The sequence below is a fragment of the Labilibaculum sp. genome, from assembly GCF_041595635.1.
Classification (GTDB): Bacteria; Bacteroidota; Bacteroidia; order Bacteroidales; family Marinifilaceae; genus Labilibaculum.
The window spans coordinates 1-16,596 of sequence record NZ_JBFHJW010000080.1; the positions used below are offsets into that span (position 1 = coordinate 1).

Sequence of the window (16,596 nt, forward strand, 5' to 3'; positions counted from 1 at the left end):
ACATCTTTAAAAGCACATGTGGGTCCATGAAATAGTTCCAATGTGTTCACTCCGTCTTCAATTGGCACTACAGGAATTGGAAAGTTAAAGACTTCTTCTGTTATTTTTCTCAATTCTAAATCTGAAATATCATCACCTACAAAATGTTTGGCTACCTCGAAACCTATTTCGGCCATACTCAATTCAGGTAATCTCTTAAAAAATTCATTTCCTAATCTGGGAATTGAAACCGGAAAAAACAATCCATTATCTGGCGCAAGCCCTTTAATTACAGCTTCCTTAAAGCTGTATCGTATCTCTGGGTTATTTGTACTAAAATATTTCACAAGTCTAAGGTTTTCATGTTTTCGAATCAAAAAATATTCAATTCGTATTTCCTTTTCTATAAAATTCTCACTCCATCTTCACTCACTTTGGATACATATATTTTGTAATCCAAACCAGTTCTTTTGTACACCGTATCCATTGCGGCAGCTATTAGATCGGCCGTTTCCCTTCCTTTTGCCAGAGCAAATACCGAAGGACCCGAACCTGAAATACTGCAACCCAGGGCTCCAGCCTCCATAACCGATAATTTCAATTCATCAAAGTCTGGAATCAGCACTTTTCGCTGTGGTTCAACAATACGATCTTCGAGCGAACGACCAATTAAATCGTAGTTAGAAGTGTAAAGACCAGACATTAAACCTGCTACATTCCCCCACTGACGAATGGCTGTTTTTAAAGGAACTTCGGGAGATAATATCTCTCTTGCTTCCTTGGTTTTAATTTCTATCTGAGGATGAATAACGGTGCACCACAATTCGTCTGGAGCTTTGATATGAATCACATCCAAAGGATCGTATCCACGGATCAGACAAAAACCACCCAAAGTTGCTGGTGCCACATTATCGGCATGAACATCACCCGAAGCAACTTCTTCGCCTTTCATGGCAAAATCAACCAATTGCAATCTAGAATATGGCTTGTTCAATAACTCGTTAACAGCTACAACAGCACCAGCAGCACTTGCCGCACTAGAACCAATGCCACTACCTGGTTTAATGTTCTTGATAATTTCAACATCAAATCCCTGATTGCTACCCAAATCATCGAGCAAAGCCTGAATAGCTACACCAGCCACATTCTTTAGTGGATCGGTCGGTAGGTTCTCATAATCTTTAACGGGATGGATTCTTATTTTTTTCTGATCATTCTTAGCAATAATCATTTCGTCGCCCACTCCATCGATGGCAAATCCTAATATATCGAAGCCACAACCAACGTTAGATACGCTGCCTGGAGCAAATACTTTTACACTATCTGACATGTTTTCCATTTTTTTGTAGCTAACTAATTACTAGTAATTCTGATGATATCCCCAAAAATACCCGAAGCGGTTACTTCTGCACCTGCTCCAGCACCTTTAATAATTAAAGGCTGATCGTTATACCACTTTGTTTTTAATGAAATTACATTGTCTTTACCATGGATGTCATAAAATGGATGATCCGGACTTACCTCTTTCAGACTCACATTTGCCTTGCCATCCGTAAAGGAAGCAATGTATCGGTATCGGATATTTTTTTCAGCCATTACCTTTCTCCAAGCTTCAAAATGATCGTTATGTGCTTCCAAATCGCGCAATAAATCCTCTGCTGTTTCACCGTTTAAACACGATAAAGGAATCATTGGCTCGTGTTCCACGTCCTGTTCTTCGAGTTTATAACCTGCTTCACGCGATAAAATCAGTAACTTTCGTAAAACATCCATTCCACTCAAATCAATTTTAGGATCAGGCTCGGTAAAACCTTGTTCCATAGCCAATTTAACAGCTTCAACAAATGATTTGCCGCTATTAAACTCGTTCATAATAAAGTTTAAACTCCCCGAAACAACTGCATCAATTCCCACTATTTTATCGCCGGTATTAATCAAGCTATTAATGGTACTAATTACTGGCAGACCAGCCCCAACATTACTCTCGAACATGAATTCGACATTGTGTTTTTTAGCTGCCGCTTTAATTCTTAAATAGTTATCGAACTCGGAAGAGGCTGCGATTTTATTGCAAGCAACGATGGATACATTAGAATTTAATACCTGCTGATACACCTTACTTACGGGTTCGCTAGCAGTGATATCGATAAATACAGAATTCCTAAGATTAGCCTGATCCATACGTTTTACGAATTCCTGCAAATTGGCTATTTCCGACTCATCCTCCAATTTTTGCTTCCAATCCTGAAGCATATTTTCATCGGTAGCGAAATACATTTTTCGACTATTTGTCACCGCGCGAACCACAAGTTGTAAACCTTTCTCTTCGAGCAGGTAATCGTATTGTTTTTTGATAAACTCTAATAATTTTCCGCCTACATTACCAACTCCTGCAATGTATAAGTTTACCTTTTTATAGGTTGATATAAAGAAATCCTCATGAATGATATTTAGAACTTTTTTCACATCAAAAGTGCGAACCATAAAGGTAATATTCAACTCATTACCTCCCTGAGCCATCGCCCGGATATTCACTCCATTTCTGCCAAGTACACTAAATACTTTACCAGAAATTCCTGGAGTATATCCCATATCTTCACCCACAACAGCCACAATAGATAGATTCTCCTCTACCGCAGGTTCGTTCACCAAATTCATTCGAATTTCCATTTCGAACTCGGCACGAACCGCTTCAATAGCCAATTCCCGATCACTTTCGTTGATACCAACACTCATGCTATGTTCCGAAGAAGCCTGTGTAATAAGAATTACATTGATCTTGTTTTGAGCTAAACAGGTAAAAAACCGGGAAGCAAATCCACTTATTCCTACCATTCCACTTCCCGAAAGGGTAAATAAATTGATTTCGTTTACCGAAGAAAGACCTCTTACAATGGAACGATCACTTTTAGGAGTATCGGTAATCAATGTTCCCTTTTCGTCGGGTGCGAAAGTATTTTTTATGCGAACATTTATTTTATTCTTTAACACTGGAATTAAGGTGGGGGGATAAATCACCTTTGCCCCAAAATGAGAAAGTTCCATAGCTTCATGAAAAGACATCTGTTCGATAGGTAATGCCTGTGACACCAATCTTGGGTCGGCAGTATACATTCCACTTACATCGGTCCATATTTCCAGCTCGCTGCAATGCAAGCCTGCGGCCAAAATAGAAGCCGTATAATCCGATCCTCCACGTCCGAGCAAGGTCATTTCACCTTTTTGACCAGAAGCTATAAATCCAGGAAATACGGCAACCTGAAATTTTGAATCTTTAATGGCTTCTAGATTTTTATTGGTCTGCTTGCTATTTAAGAATAAACCCTTCCCATTTTGAGTTTTAATAAAATCTCTGGAATCGAATAAAAGTGCATCCATTCCACAATATTTTAAGTAAGCCGAAAAAATAAGTGATGACAATATCTCTCCAGAGCCCATCACTGCATTTTTCACTTTCTCCGAAATTTCCTCCAATAGATAAACTCCTTGGAGAATTTCTGCCAATTCATCAAACTTATTTGATGTTCCTAGTGTAATCTCCTCTGGCAAATTAAGTTCGTTAATCACTTGAAAATGCCTCTCTTTTAATTGCAAAATGGAATTTTCATACTCTTTACTTCTTTGACTCGCTAGCTTAATGCATTTTTCTAACTCATCGGTAACACCACCAAATGCTGAAACAACTACAACTTGCTTACAGTTGGCATAATCCCTTTTAATAATCTCCTGAACGCGCTTACAATTTTCCGAATTGGAAACTGAGCTCCCTCCAAATTTTAAAACCTTCATTGACTAAATTCTTAAGATGGATTCCTTTCCGTACAAATGTCCATTTGTCCATCGGTTGATATAAATTTTGGTTACTAGTTATTCTCCTAAATCTTACTATTAAAGAATGCCCAAGTCATACAAACTAATGCATAACCAATTACCTTACAAGGCACAAATTACCTGTTTTTTTTTGAGCAATCAACTACTCACCTGTGGCGATATGAAAAAATATAACCCCCTAAAGGGTCGTGATTGTAGTTGTGATTATTGAAGGAATAGAAATTTCAGACATAGCCGTTGTCATGTTGGTAGTCAACATGTACATTTGCATCGCTATGTGATTAATCTGAATCAAAAAACCATTCCCCATCTTTAAGAGCTTCAAATATATGTTTTTTTCGCTTATCTGCACCATATCTAAAGCATTCTTTCGAAGAATAGTTTCATTTTTATGAGTAATCTACTACGCATCTATCTTTTTACAGTTCCACCAAATATAGATATCGTTGAAATTCAACTGATTATAATTTCAATTGAAAACTATTTAGAAAAGCATGGATTAACCCATAAGAAATGGATACAAATCATAAGAAATCCTGATTTCATCTTCATAAACGATGTTTAAATCCGATAAAATCAACACCATTCCTAATACAAAACAAATAAATTGCTTTTTTGATAACTAAAAATAAGCAGTCTTCTCTTTGCAAAGCTTAGTCGAGTTTCCAATATTTGTACTTCGTAAATTTTAATACATATTGTAATGATAAAAGGAGTTGTTTTTGACCTTGACGGTACCCTTGCCAATTCAATTGAAGACCTGGCAGATTCGATGAATGCAGTTTTAAAAGAAAAAAAATTTCCAACACACGACTACGCTACTTTCAAAACCTATGTAGGCAGAGGTTTACAATCGATGGTAAAAAATGCCTTGCCCGAATCTTCAAGTGATGAAGCTACTCTAAAAGAGTGTTTTGACAAAATGATGGAGCTATATGATAAAAATTGCATCAACAAAACTTGTTTGTATCCAGGCATTCCAGAACTACTCACAGCTCTACAAAAGAAAGGAATTAAAATCGCCGTATTCTCGAACAAAGCCAACGAATTAACCCAAAAAGTAGTTCAAGACCTATTAGCAGATTGGCCTCTTGCCCTAGTGATTGGAGCAGGAGGAGATATTCCCCGAAAACCAGATGCTAAAGGAGCACTATTAATTAGCGAAAAAATGGGTTTTACACCCGAAGAAATAATTTATGTAGGCGACTCGGGTGTGGATATGCAAACTGCTCACAATGCTGGAATGTATGCAGCTGGAGTTCTTTGGGGGTTTCGAGACATGGAAGAATTACTTGAAAATGGAGCCCAAACACTTGTTGAAAACCCAATGGATTTGCTTGAATCTTTCAATTAATATTATCCTATGGAAAAAAAGCATGTTAATGCACATGCTTTCTTTCCTGACTTACCATACTTTCATCCTTGCAGGAACCATTTAATTCTGGCTGCAGTGTTACATGATTTATTTCAAACTCATCGTGAAGCATATGTTCTAGCTTGCTCATGATTTGCTTCACCTCACTCAACAACAAATCCTCTTTAAAACTAATATGAGCTTCAAAATTTATTTGTTTGTCGTCAAGCTGCCATACGTGAACATGGTGCATATTCTCAATCTCATCTATGGCTTTCATTTTTTCCTGAATTTGCTTCAGATTGATTGAATGAGGAGCAAATTGCATCAAAATTCGAATACTTTCCTTTATCAACCCCCAACTAGAATACACCAAATAAATTGCTATGGCGATGGAAAGAATACTATCAATCCATGGAATATGCCAAAGATACATGGCCAATCCTCCTAATACAACAGCAATTGAGGAAACCATATCAGACAACAAATGAAGGTAAGCCGAACGCATATTCATATTCTGTTTTGCATCCTTCTGAATTAAAAGAACACTTAATCCATTTAAAATAATAGACAATCCACCCAAAATCATGACCAAACCCGATTGAATATCTTGCGGTTCCATGATTCGCTGAACAGCTTCCTTTAAAAGATAAAAAGCAATTATAAATAAGGATATCGCATTAAATAAAGCAGCAATCACTTCGGCCCTTTTATAGCCAAATGTCTGCTTCGGGGTTTGTTTTCGCATCGATAACCTACTCGCAAACCAACTCATCAGCAAAGCCAAAACATCGCTAAAATTGTGCAAGGCGTCCGACAAGAGAGCTAAACTCCCCGAAATAAAACCTCCTATAACCTGAATAAGCGTAATGCCTATATTTAACAATATAGCAATCCCTAGATTTCTTCCTTTCAATTCACCATGATGGTGATGTACATGTGCATGACTTCCTTTTTCCATCTTCTCAAACTTTTAACCCTGCCATAAATATAGTAATCAATTCTTCTTTTTAATCAAACTAATTATAAATAAGACGATCTAGCCCAACAACAAAAAGGAATACAGCTCAGAACAACACTAATAAAACCCTATCCTATTGGCACATCCGAAAAGACAAAAGATTTTAATTTTTCTTTCAATTCTATATTCTTTTAAAATTCTTACACATACACATTTATAGATTCATTAATATTTATATCTTTAGCCTATTGATAAATATTATCTCCGAGTTTATCGTTTCTGCCCCATTGTAAAATGGAACGAATGATAAACCGATGGGTAAATTTGGAAACGAATTTGCCTCCCGCAGGGCTCAGACCTAAAATTGGAAAGGAGTGTTTTAATTTAGATTTTATAGTTTGTTGAGTAAAACTACTTGATTGATGGTTTTGTACAACAATCTGGCTAAAGATACAAACCTCCAATTCAGAACTGAGTTGGAGGTTTTTTTATAGCTAAAGCATGACAAACAAGAAACAAAATATACTACTAATTGCAGGCACTGGCAGAAATGTTGGAAAAACCCTATTTGCTTGCCAATTAATTGAAAATGTATCCTGTAAAAATATAGTCAGCATAAAAATTTCTCCTCATTTTCACTTGCTCAACAAAGAAATTGAAATTATAAAAAAAACCAAAGACTTTGTAATCGCTAAAGAAAATCAGAAATCAGGAACAAAAGACAGCAATCGAATGCTACGTGCAGGAAGTAAAGAAGTGTATTACGTTCAAGCTAAAGATAAAATGCTCCCTGAAATTCTTAGCTATTTCGAAAAGAAACTTAAACCTGAAGATCCTATAATTTGTGAATCGGGTGGATTACGAGACTTTATTGAGCCTGGCCTATTTTTAATGATCAATAAAAAAAACAATGAGTACATAAAACCCAGAGCATTTGCTTATGAGAAAATAGCAGACAAATGGATTGAGTTTGATGGTGAGAACTTCAATTTATCTGCAAAAAATATTTCTTTTATCAATCAGCAATGGAAACTAATAAACCAAACAATATGATTCCGTTTCAAGAGGCTTTAGAAACCGTAAAATATGCCACGAAAAAGTTAGATTCAGAAAGAATCGATCTTGCAGACTGCTTAAATCGAGTACTCGCACAGGATGTTCTTTCCGACATGTCGATTCCTCCATTCAATAAATCGGCAATGGATGGATATGCCTGTAAAAATGCTGATTTAGATGAAAATTTGGAAGTATTAGAAATAATTGCTGCAGGATCTTGCGCCACAAAAAAAATTGGAGACCATCAATGTTCTAAAATAATGACTGGAGCAAAGGTGCCTGAAGGTGCCGATACGGTAATTATGATTGAGCACACAGAACGAATTGACGACAAACACATTCGATTCACAAAGCAGAAAACAAAATCTAATATTTGTTTGAAAGGCGAAGATATTCAAGAGAATGATCTTGTTCTTAAAAAAGGAACTCGCTTAAAAGCTCAGCACATTTCTGTTTTAGCAAGTGTAGGCTGCTCAAACCCTCTTGTTTACAAACAACCAAAAGTAGCCATTTTGGCCACAGGAAGCGAATTAGTGGAGCCCAATCAGAAACCAAACACCTCTCAAATTCGAAATGTAAACTCATGGCAGATACAGGCACAAATACAAAAAACAGGCATTAAATGCAATAACAAAGGCATTGTTTCTGACTCGAAAGAAACCACAAAAAAAGCGATGACAGAATGTCTGGAAAAGAATGATGTTCTTATTATGTCAGGAGGTGTTTCGGTGGGTGATTATGATTTTGTCCCACAAATACTGAAAGAATTAGGCTTTAACATCTGGTTTCACACCCTTTTGGTAAAACCAGGAAAACATACCGTTTTTGCTGCCTGCAAAGGAAAATATGTATTGGGTTTGCCTGGAAATCCAGTCTCTTCCTTTGTACAATTTGAACTACTAGGGAAACCTTTACTGTACCGATTAATGGGTCACGATTACCATGCTCCCATGGTACGAATGCCTATTGCCTCGGATTACAAGCGAAAAAAAAGTGAGCGGCTCGAATTTATACCTGTTCGTTTCAATGCAGACAATCAAGTAGTGCCCATTCACTATCACGGATCGGCACATATAAACGCATTTACTGCAGCAAATGGGATTATGTTAGTACCAACAGATGTTGATGAATTTATGGAAGGAGAATTTGTGCATGTTAGACAATTATAACAGAAAAATAAATTACTTACGCATTTCGGTTACAGATCGATGCAATCTTCGCTGCAGCTATTGCATGCCCGAGGAAGGTATTAATTTGATAGCGCACGATGAAGTACTCAGTTTCGAACAAATAGTCGATTTTGTTAAGGTAGCTGTTGCCAAAGGAATCAATAAAATTAGACTCACAGGAGGCGAACCTTTGGTAAGAAAAGGAATTGTAGATTTGGTGAAATTACTCTCTGAAATTTCAGGTATTGATGAAATAGCCATGACCACCAACGGAATATTACTTGATAAATTTGCCTCACAATTAGCCGAAGCTGGATTGAAAAGAGTAAACATCAGTTTGGACACAATGAATGCTGAAAAATACAAAAGAATAACCCGTTTGGGGAATATTGAAGATGTATTTAAGGGAATTAAAGCCGCTCAAAAAGCAGGTTTGCGACCTGTAAAAATAAACTGTGTACGAATGCCTGATGCTGATTTAGACGATTTAGAAGCATTGCGCCAATTCTGCAAAATCAACAATCTTCAACTACGATTCATTAAGCAAATGGATTTGGCAAGTGGCGAATTCTCAGTAGTTGAAGGAGGAAAAGGAGGAAACTGTTCGGAGTGCAACCGGATAAGACTCAGAGCCAACGGAAAAGTAAAACCCTGCCTCTTTAATCAGAGCGAATTCGACATCAAAGAATTAGGAATTCAAGAAGCAATCGACAAATCTATCCATCAAAAACCAAAGGCTGGAACAAAAAATAAAAATGGCAGTTTCTACGGAATTGGCGGTTGAAACAATAAACAGTTATTAGTAAAAGAAATTTAGTTTATGGAAGAATTTAGTCATATCGATAAGGATGGAAAAGCCAATATGGTTGATGTAGGAAACAAAACCCCACAAATAAGAGAAGCCAAAGCATACGGTATCATACAACTAACGACAAAAACCATTGAATTAATACAAGAAAATGCACTTAAAAAAGGTGATGTTTTAACAATTGCCGAAATTGCAGGTATTCAGGCAGCCAAACGCACCAGCGATTTGATTCCTCTCTGCCATACCCTTCAGATTACAAAGGCTGAAGTAAAATGCAGTATTATTGAACAGGGCGTTCAGGTAGATACCCGAGTAAAATGCATTGGACAAACGGGCGTAGAAATGGAAGCCTTAACTGCAGCCAGTGTTGCTCTGCTGACCATTTACGATATGTGTAAAGCCGTTGACAAATCAATGGTATTAGGTGGAATTACGCTTGTAGAAAAAACAAAAACAGATTTAAAACAAGAAATCCGATGAGCATGAACACAAAAGAAGTAGCCGTTCTCTCTGTCAATATATCTGAGAAAAAAGGAGTAATCAAAAAGCCTGTTGATTCTATAGAATTGAATTCACTGGGTGTTCTAAATGATGCACATTCGGGAAACTGGCACCGTCAGGTTAGCTTGCTGGCCAAAGAAAGTATCGATAAATTTTCGAAACAGGCCAAACGTACAATCAATTTTGGTGAATTTGCCGAGAACATTACCACTGAAGGACTACTACTTCATAAAACCGCTCCTCTCGACCGTTTTCGTGCTGGAGATATGATTTTAGAAGTAACTCAGATCGGTAAAAAATGCCACGGTGATAATTGCAGTATTTTTCGTGAAATTGGAAACTGTGTAATGCCTAAGGAAGGGATTTTCTGCAGAGTGATTCAGGATGGTAATTTAAAAGCTGGAGATACTCTGACCTATCAGCCAAGAGTAATTAAAACAATGATTATTACATTAAGTGATAGAGCTAGCCGTGGCCAATACACAGACAAAAGCGGTCCTTTACTGGAAAAATTAGCCATTGATTTTTTCCAATCCAAACACCGCCATTACCAAATAGAAAAAAACATTATTCCCGATCAGGAAGAAGAACTAAGCAAATTACTAAATAGAGCAAAAAAAGAAGACTTCGATCTTGTCTTTACAACTGGTGGAACTGGAATTGGACCTAGAGATATTACTCCTGATGTTGTGAAAAAACACATTACAAAAGAAATACCGGGAATTATGGAGCTCATTCGTGTAAAATATGGCATGGAAAAACCAAATGCTTTGGTAAGTAGAGGAATCGCAGGAGTCATGAATGATACTTTAATTTACACCATGCCTGGAAGTCCAAAAGCTGTAAATGAATATTGCAATGAAATTTTTAAGACCATAGAACACTCGCTTTACATGATGAATGAGTTGGATTTACATGGCTGACAAAAATAATCAAACTGATAATCAAACTCTTTGCAATTAATTCGTATTGGAAGTCATAAAATGTTTGGCTGACCGTTTTTTTTATTATACATTTGCACCCGTTATCACAAGAGATAGCAGAGCAAGTAAAGCTCAAAACGTATTGGAGAGATGGCAGAGTGGTCGAATGCGGTAGTCTTGAAAACTATTGTGCGGCAACGTACCGGGGGTTCGAATCCCTCTCTCTCCGCCATGCAGAAATGCAATAGAAAGAAAAGCCTTGTAAACCTAACGTTTACAAGGCTTTCTTCATTTAATGCCAAGGCAATCTAAACACAAAAACAACATTAAAAGGGTGTAGAATTCGGTGAAAATAAGAAAATTTAATTCTGCTGCACCAATATAGATGCTAATATTTTAAAGTTCAACATCTTGACCTCTAATAAAATCACTCGTTTACTAGTTTGACAAATCCTTTTAAAACATTAAAAAGAAATTGCATTGAAGTGTTGATCAACAAAAACGTAAGAACCCATTCAGCTATGCACACTTTTGCAACTACAATAAGCTTAACCAATAGTGTACCTATTGAATCTATTCGCTTTATACTTGAATATAAAACATTTAGCACCCTCAAATTTACTCCAAAGTAATAGATGAAAAAGTTCGCAAAGACATGGGTAAACTAAAACGAAATCTAGAATTATAGTCTTAAGAGATATTAATAGCTCCTATACACTCGAATGGCATTTAAAACGGCTTTCCCTTTAACAGGATGAAATTGTATCGTAATGCCTTTACCATTTGACACAACTATTTCATACTTTTTGGTGATCGCTCGTTCCGCACCGTATTGTTTGGTTAAATTGAGTTCTTGCTCTACGATTTCACCATTTATAAGAACATCAAAAACACGTTCTCCGGCTGCTTCCTGTATTTTCTCATCTCCCAAATTATAGGCTGATTTTTCATGTTCTATGTCCGACACGAGCTCAGCCCAGAATAGAGAAATCGTATATTTTCCATCGGGAACATCCATTTTATAAGCACTTATATCCACTTGCTGCGACTGAAAGATCGGATCCTTATCGGTATCTTTTATGTCGATATCAGAACAAGGAAAGCTGCCATATTTTGTTTTGTTTTTATAGGGCTCTCCACCAATATACCCCCAACTTCCTTCCTGATATTCTTGCTCGGGGATCCAAATTAAATCGAGTAGTTTATCTTCAAAATATCGTTTCGATCCGAGAAGTACATTGACCTCTGTAAAGGGAAGTGTTTCACTTTTTAAGTTTGAGGCAATCAATCTAAAATCGATCCTATTTCTGTCGCGATAGCTTTTACCCTTCACCCGCCCCACAGCTTCCAATATATTTTCTCCCTGAACAAAAGGGATAGCCCAACTTGCCTTATAATCCTGTACCGGATGTATCCCCATGCTCTCTCCATTCAGGAACAATTCAACTTTATTGACATTTGAATAAACATGAACCGCTTGTATGCATTGGTCGCTGTTTTCTGTGGCTATGCCTCCTCGTATTTTCCATTCTTTTTGTCCAAGCTCCACAACAGGATCTTGATGCAAAAGTGCTTTGTATAGCAAGTAGTTGTCTTTCAATTCCCGATCTAATCCTACAATTCCTTTACAGTTTACCGTAGGACGAGCATTTCCTCTTCCCGAAGAATAGAAATCGGCCAGATTCCAGATCGCAGCACCTGCCACAAATGGACGATCCATAATGGCTTTTAAATAATGCTCGTGATACAGATTCCCGTACTCCACTGTGTAATCAAACCTTTCAGGCTCGAAAGAATGCAAGCAAGAATGTACATCGGCACCATACTCCGTGACAATAACTGGTTTATTTGGGAGCTCGCTACGGTGTTTATCAAGGTATTTATCGAAATCTGGGAATTCACCACCATACCATCCCTGATACAGATTCCAACCAACGATCATGGGTATTTGTGTGAGCTGTGCATCCTTATACCTGTCGAAAGCACCATGATTCGGAATCATGGTATAACGAGAAGGATCTGCTTCTCGAATTACATCTTCAATTTGTTGAGCCAGAGCTGTTATATTTTTCACATAAACGCCATAACGTTCTTCGTCCTTTTTAAAAGGAGGACGTAGTAAAACCTCATTCATATAGGCCCAGATAATAACTGAGGGATGATTAAAGTTTTGGTAGACCATCTCTTTAGCCATGTAAATACAATTATCCGCAAAGGCTTGCGATTCGGTAATTTTATCAACGATGGGAATTTCAACACTCGTTAAAATACCTAGCTTATCGCACATTTCCAGTACGGTTGGATCTTGTGGATAATGGGATATACGAAGAAAATTGCCCCCCATTTCTTTCACCAATTTCACATCACGAATATGCATTTCGTCGGGTAATGCATTGCCCATTTTTAGATAGTCCTGATGACGATTGGTTCCGATCAGCTTGAGATGTTCTCCATTGATAAAGAAACCTTTTTCCGCCGAAAACTCAAACCACCTTAGCCCTAAGGGATGCATTACTTCATCCAGTACAGCTCCTGTTTTTACATCCTTAATCTGAGTACATACTGTGTACAAATATGGATTCTTAGGCGACCATAAATTGGGTGACTTAATTTCAATATTATCACTTCTGATTTGCTTACTTTCCTGCTTAGCCATACTGATTTTTTTGCTGCTTGCATAAACCGCTTCACCAAACTTATCTTGGATGGTGTAGCAGATATTTACCTTCGTACTACTCTCTAGTTCATTGCTGATAACGCTACGAATAGTAACGATCGCCCTATCCTTGGAAACTTCTGGTGTAGTGATGAACACGCCCGATGAAGCGTGCCTGCTATTGTCGAAATGAAGATCATGGGTATGTACCAAATAAACATCACGATAGATTCCTCCCCAGAAAGTAAAATCGGCCGATAAGGGAGGAATATCCGCGTTATGGCGATTATCCACTTTAACTGCAATTGTATTTTTGCCATCGTACTTAATCAAGGAAGTAATTTCAAAGTTAAACTGAGTATAGCCACCTTGATGTTGCCCCACAAATTGACCGTTTACATATATATCAGCTATTTGATTTACGCCTTCGAAAAATAAATAACTATGCTTTTTTGCATTTTCCTTTGCAATATAAACCGACTTTCGATACCAACATACTTTGCGATCGTAGCCTTTAACTTCGTCAATTGCATCTAATTTATTCCAGGTATGAGGAAGCGTAATACTTGCCCAAGCTGAATCGTTACAATTTTCGGTATAGGCTTGCTCATTATTATCTCTATAGAATTTCCAATCCTCATTTATCGATTGTTTAATCCTATTGCCCTGTTGGGCCATGGTGTTAAAAACAATACCCATCAATAAAATAAAAGCATGCAGATTTTTGTAGTTCATAGTTATTCTTATAATCAAATTTTACATTTAGAATAGAATCTGGTAAAATACTTTATTGATTTACAACCAGAATTTATTGAATGTTGCTTATAACTAGCGCGCTTTATCCAAGCCAAATAATCGGTTTTAAACCAAATATTTATTTATATTAAAACCCTTGATATGATCATTCTTCTACTCTAGTAATCATTTCTCTTATCTTCTTTAATGCAACAGCTTAATCATTTCTTTAGCATACCTTCTTCCCATTTCTCGTTGGCTGCCACTGTCGAAATGGGTCTTGTCAATCGTACTTGTTTTTTCTGATGTAACTACACCCACACAATCTAGTTCCTGTGGTAAAGTCAATATCATTTTGTTGAAATCTTTTCGAGCTTCTTTATCTGCTGATAATTGTCCAGCCACAAAAGGTAGATCTGCCTGATTAAATTCTGTACGTAAAGCTTTTATTAGTGCAGTAATTTGAGGCATGTATTGTTTATATTTAGAGGAATTTGCCTCTCCCTGATGCCAAATAATTCCTTTTAACCTTCCGTTTTTCATGGCTTCTTTGGTGCGAGCAACCGCCTCATTGAAAAAATCTGTTCCAGGCGCCCACAGTTCAATTTTGGTTCCCCCTTTTGCATTTACAACCAGTCCAATTGGTCTTTTACTCTTTAAAGCTATTTTTTTAGCAAAAGTATAACCCGGATTTAACTTTTGTAGTTCCAAACGCTTACGAACAGAAGAATATGCATTCAAAGGATTTGCTGCCTTTTCCCATTGCTTCTTGGCATTACCTGTGAATAGGTAAACATTTCTCAATGTGTCTTTATCCTGCTCCTCGATGGGTGCTCTTCCGGCCATATTCGATTGTCCAATCAGTAAGTAAATATCCAGACTATCCGCTTTATTGCTTGCTAGTTCATCAGAATTTAAATGATGTAATCCTTTACAGCTCACATAAAAAATACAAACAGCTGATAATAGTATGATTAAATTTATTTTTTTCATTGTTGAATTTTCAATTGTTATGAATGATTTTATAAATTATGAACACCTATACATGGGTGCGTTTTATCTTGAATTTTATTGCCAAAAAAATCCAGTTCAGGACAAGTATTGATGTGAGTTCCTGTATTTTTGGCTGGTGAATTCCATTTGATTTTAAAAGCTTCAACCGGAGGCGTTCCCCTAAAATTTGTGATTTCGAATAGGGGATCCTCCTCCATTTTATCGCGAGGTACATCTCCTTTAAATTCTCCCCAAAATAGATTATCCGAAAAGGAATTCCCTTGACTACTTGCCAAATCGATGGATAATTTTTGTTTGGCAGAATAGAAGATATTATTTGAATAGTAGGTATTGAAAGGATACGCACCCCAGTTCTTGTGCCAGATAATTTCGGCAGAATTTGCGTCCACAGCATAGTATACCACATTGTTGTAAATATGGGTGTTATCAGGTTTTCCTGAGATACGAAATACATGGTGTTGGTTATTGGCAAAAATATTATAGCATATCTGCGTGCCAACATTAAATCGACTTTCGCTACCTCCCTGGCAACAGACTAAAACTCCTCCATATTCATTATCGTGACTAAAATTATATTGAATCACCGTGTTTTTACATCTGTAGTCACTATCAAAACCTCCCGCATCCACATCGCCTACATTGTATTTCGTGTAACGCGCTTCGTTGTATTGCCATAAAGCATTGTCGCAATTGAAAGGAAAAGAGGCATTTCCCGATTGCTTAATGGCGCAATGATCAAATAAATTGTATTCGACCCGTGGCGATTCGGCCACTATAATAATTAATGCATTGGCACCGGTACGCTCAAATACATTATTTCGAATGAGTATATTTTGCGAGGGTGTCCAGTTTGTATTTGAGTTTAGCGTTCTTTTATTCCAGCTCGATCGGTTTGAAATACCACTACGATCAACGTCATGTATAAAGCAATCCTCAACTAAAATACCAGAAAACCAAGTGGGTACTTTATTCCCTGTAATTTCAAAAAACATTCCACCATTGTCCTTATCCGAAATATCTCCATTTACACCATGTATTTCAAGCTTCGAAAAATGAAAATGCTTCAATTCGCCTGCATCTTCAGCTAAAATCAGAATCGCTGACTTGTTGCTTCGAGATGCTGTATCCTGAGGCAGTTCCTTCCCCTCTGCCCAGTAATTATTGTTCTTAGCTTCCCATTCGACAAGGGAAATCTGTTCTTCTGATTCGTGATAATTACATATCTCTAAATTGTTGATTTCCCAATATTGTTGATTTTCGAACTTGAGCGTGTACTCTCTATTGTTACCCGAAATAAGGGGCGCTTTGCCTTCGCCATAACTTGTAATGAGTATGGGTTTATTTTCGGATCCTGAACCTTTTAATGCAATTGCAGTAGGCCATTCCGATCCTGCTTTTAAATTGATAGATGCTCCCGCTTGCCAGGTGATTTCATTAAGACGACCCAAACTTTTCCAAGCCGTTTCTACTGAAACTCCGTTGTTCTCATCACAACCATTTACCGAATCAAAATAACGAGCCTGATCAACATTAATCGTGATTTCCTGATTACCTGCACAGGCAATTATCATTTGAAAAAACAGAAGTATGCCTATTCCATTTGAGAATC

At 37.2% G+C, this 16,596-nt stretch carries 12 protein-coding genes, 1 tRNA gene, 1 pseudogene and 1 riboswitch; of the genes and pseudogenes, 7 read left to right on the top strand and 7 right to left on the bottom strand.

The genetic code is table 11. The features are described 5' to 3' along the window. From ABYT26_RS15895 to thrA, 3 genes and pseudogenes are all read right to left on the bottom strand, one after another. Nucleotides 1-326: pseudogene (locus ABYT26_RS15895) on the bottom strand (threonine synthase); the annotation flags it as partial. Between the two features lie 56 nt (nt 327-382). Further along, complete coding sequence (locus ABYT26_RS15900; protein WP_372755687.1) at nt 383-1,309, bottom strand: homoserine kinase; 927 nt, start codon at nt 1,307-1,309, stop codon at nt 383-385. 23 nt (nt 1,310-1,332) lie between these two features. Continuing rightward, a complete protein-coding gene (gene thrA / locus ABYT26_RS15905) occupies nt 1,333-3,768 on the bottom strand; it encodes a bifunctional aspartate kinase/homoserine dehydrogenase I (protein WP_372755689.1) in 2,436 nt (811 codons plus the stop codon). 745 nt (nt 3,769-4,513) lie between these two features. Here thrA and ABYT26_RS15910 point away from each other — a divergent pair. Further along, complete coding sequence (locus tag ABYT26_RS15910) at nt 4,514-5,164, top strand: HAD family hydrolase (RefSeq protein ID WP_372755691.1); 651 nt, start codon at nt 4,514-4,516, stop codon at nt 5,162-5,164. Between the two features lie 25 nt (nt 5,165-5,189). Here the strand turns inward: ABYT26_RS15910 and ABYT26_RS15915 are convergent, their stop codons facing one another. Next, the gene (locus tag ABYT26_RS15915) at nt 5,190-6,125 is read right to left on the bottom strand and encodes a cation diffusion facilitator family transporter (protein ID WP_372755693.1); all 936 of its coding nucleotides are present in this window, start codon (nt 6,123-6,125) and stop codon (nt 5,190-5,192) included. 251 nt (nt 6,126-6,376) lie between these two features. Continuing rightward, nucleotides 6,377-6,516: riboswitch (molybdenum cofactor riboswitch) on the top strand. Between the two features lie 110 nt (nt 6,517-6,626). On the opposite strand from ABYT26_RS15915, the gene ABYT26_RS15920 reads away from it, so the two are divergent. From ABYT26_RS15920 to ABYT26_RS15945, 6 genes are all read left to right on the top strand, one after another. Beyond that, a complete protein-coding gene (locus ABYT26_RS15920) occupies nt 6,627-7,178 on the top strand; it encodes a hypothetical protein (RefSeq protein WP_372755695.1) in 552 nt (183 codons plus the stop codon). Next, a complete protein-coding gene (gene glp / locus ABYT26_RS15925) occupies nt 7,151-8,350 on the top strand; it encodes a gephyrin-like molybdotransferase Glp (RefSeq protein ID WP_372755697.1) in 1,200 nt (399 codons plus the stop codon). Before ABYT26_RS15920 ends, glp begins: the two co-directional genes overlap by 28 nt. Then, on the top strand, nt 8,307-9,134 hold the full coding sequence (locus ABYT26_RS15930; RefSeq protein WP_372755699.1) for a GTP 3',8-cyclase MoaA: 828 nt from the start codon (nt 8,307-8,309) through the stop codon (nt 9,132-9,134). Before glp ends, ABYT26_RS15930 begins: the two co-directional genes overlap by 44 nt. A gap of 36 nt (nt 9,135-9,170) precedes the next feature. After that, nucleotides 9,171-9,638 (top strand): cyclic pyranopterin monophosphate synthase MoaC, encoded by a 468-nt coding sequence (gene moaC, locus ABYT26_RS15935; protein WP_372755701.1) that lies wholly within the window; start codon nt 9,171-9,173, stop codon nt 9,636-9,638. Further along, a complete protein-coding gene (locus ABYT26_RS15940) occupies nt 9,635-10,582 on the top strand; it encodes a molybdenum cofactor synthesis domain-containing protein (protein ID WP_372755703.1) in 948 nt (315 codons plus the stop codon). The genes moaC and ABYT26_RS15940 overlap by 4 nt, the downstream gene beginning before the upstream one ends. A 144-nt stretch (nt 10,583-10,726) precedes the next feature. Next, a tRNA-Ser gene (locus ABYT26_RS15945) sits at nt 10,727-10,814 on the top strand. A gap of 468 nt (nt 10,815-11,282) precedes the next feature. Here the strand turns inward: ABYT26_RS15945 and ABYT26_RS15950 are convergent. The 3 genes from ABYT26_RS15950 to ABYT26_RS15960 form a co-directional block, all read right to left on the bottom strand. Continuing rightward, complete coding sequence (locus ABYT26_RS15950) at nt 11,283-13,973, bottom strand: glycoside hydrolase family 2 TIM barrel-domain containing protein (RefSeq protein WP_372755705.1); 2,691 nt, start codon at nt 13,971-13,973, stop codon at nt 11,283-11,285. A 204-nt stretch (nt 13,974-14,177) separates the two neighbouring features. Then, nucleotides 14,178-14,966 (bottom strand): sialate O-acetylesterase, encoded by a 789-nt coding sequence (locus tag ABYT26_RS15955; protein WP_372755707.1) that lies wholly within the window; start codon nt 14,964-14,966, stop codon nt 14,178-14,180. A 29-nt stretch (nt 14,967-14,995) separates the two neighbouring features. Then, a partial coding sequence (locus ABYT26_RS15960) for a hypothetical protein (RefSeq protein ID WP_372755709.1) occupies nt 14,996-16,596 on the bottom strand: 1,601 nt, incomplete at its 5' end.

Bases quoted from the DNA above. Each gene is read 5' to 3' on its own strand.
- ABYT26_RS15910 (WP_372755691.1), top strand. From the start codon at position 4,514: ATGATAAAAGGAGTTGTTTTTGACCTTGACGGTACCCTTGCCAATTCA.
- ABYT26_RS15940 (WP_372755703.1), top strand. From the start codon at position 9,635: ATGAGCATGAACACAAAAGAAGTAGCCGTTCTCTCTGTCAATATATCT.
- ABYT26_RS15900 (WP_372755687.1), bottom strand. From the start codon at position 1,309: ATGTCAGATAGTGTAAAAGTATTTGCTCCAGGCAGCGTATCTAACGTT.
- ABYT26_RS15950 (WP_372755705.1), bottom strand. From the start codon at position 13,973: ATGAACTACAAAAATCTGCATGCTTTTATTTTATTGATGGGTATTGTT.
- ABYT26_RS15915 (WP_372755693.1), bottom strand. From the start codon at position 6,125: ATGGAAAAAGGAAGTCATGCACATGTACATCACCATCATGGTGAATTG.
- ABYT26_RS15920 (WP_372755695.1), top strand. From the start codon at position 6,627: ATGACAAACAAGAAACAAAATATACTACTAATTGCAGGCACTGGCAGA.
- glp (WP_372755697.1), top strand. From the start codon at position 7,151: ATGGAAACTAATAAACCAAACAATATGATTCCGTTTCAAGAGGCTTTA.
- thrA (WP_372755689.1), bottom strand. From the start codon at position 3,768: ATGAAGGTTTTAAAATTTGGAGGGAGCTCAGTTTCCAATTCGGAAAAT.
- moaC (WP_372755701.1), top strand. From the start codon at position 9,171: ATGGAAGAATTTAGTCATATCGATAAGGATGGAAAAGCCAATATGGTT.
- ABYT26_RS15955 (WP_372755707.1), bottom strand. From the start codon at position 14,966: ATGAAAAAAATAAATTTAATCATACTATTATCAGCTGTTTGTATTTTT.
- ABYT26_RS15930 (WP_372755699.1), top strand. From the start codon at position 8,307: ATGAATTTATGGAAGGAGAATTTGTGCATGTTAGACAATTATAACAGA.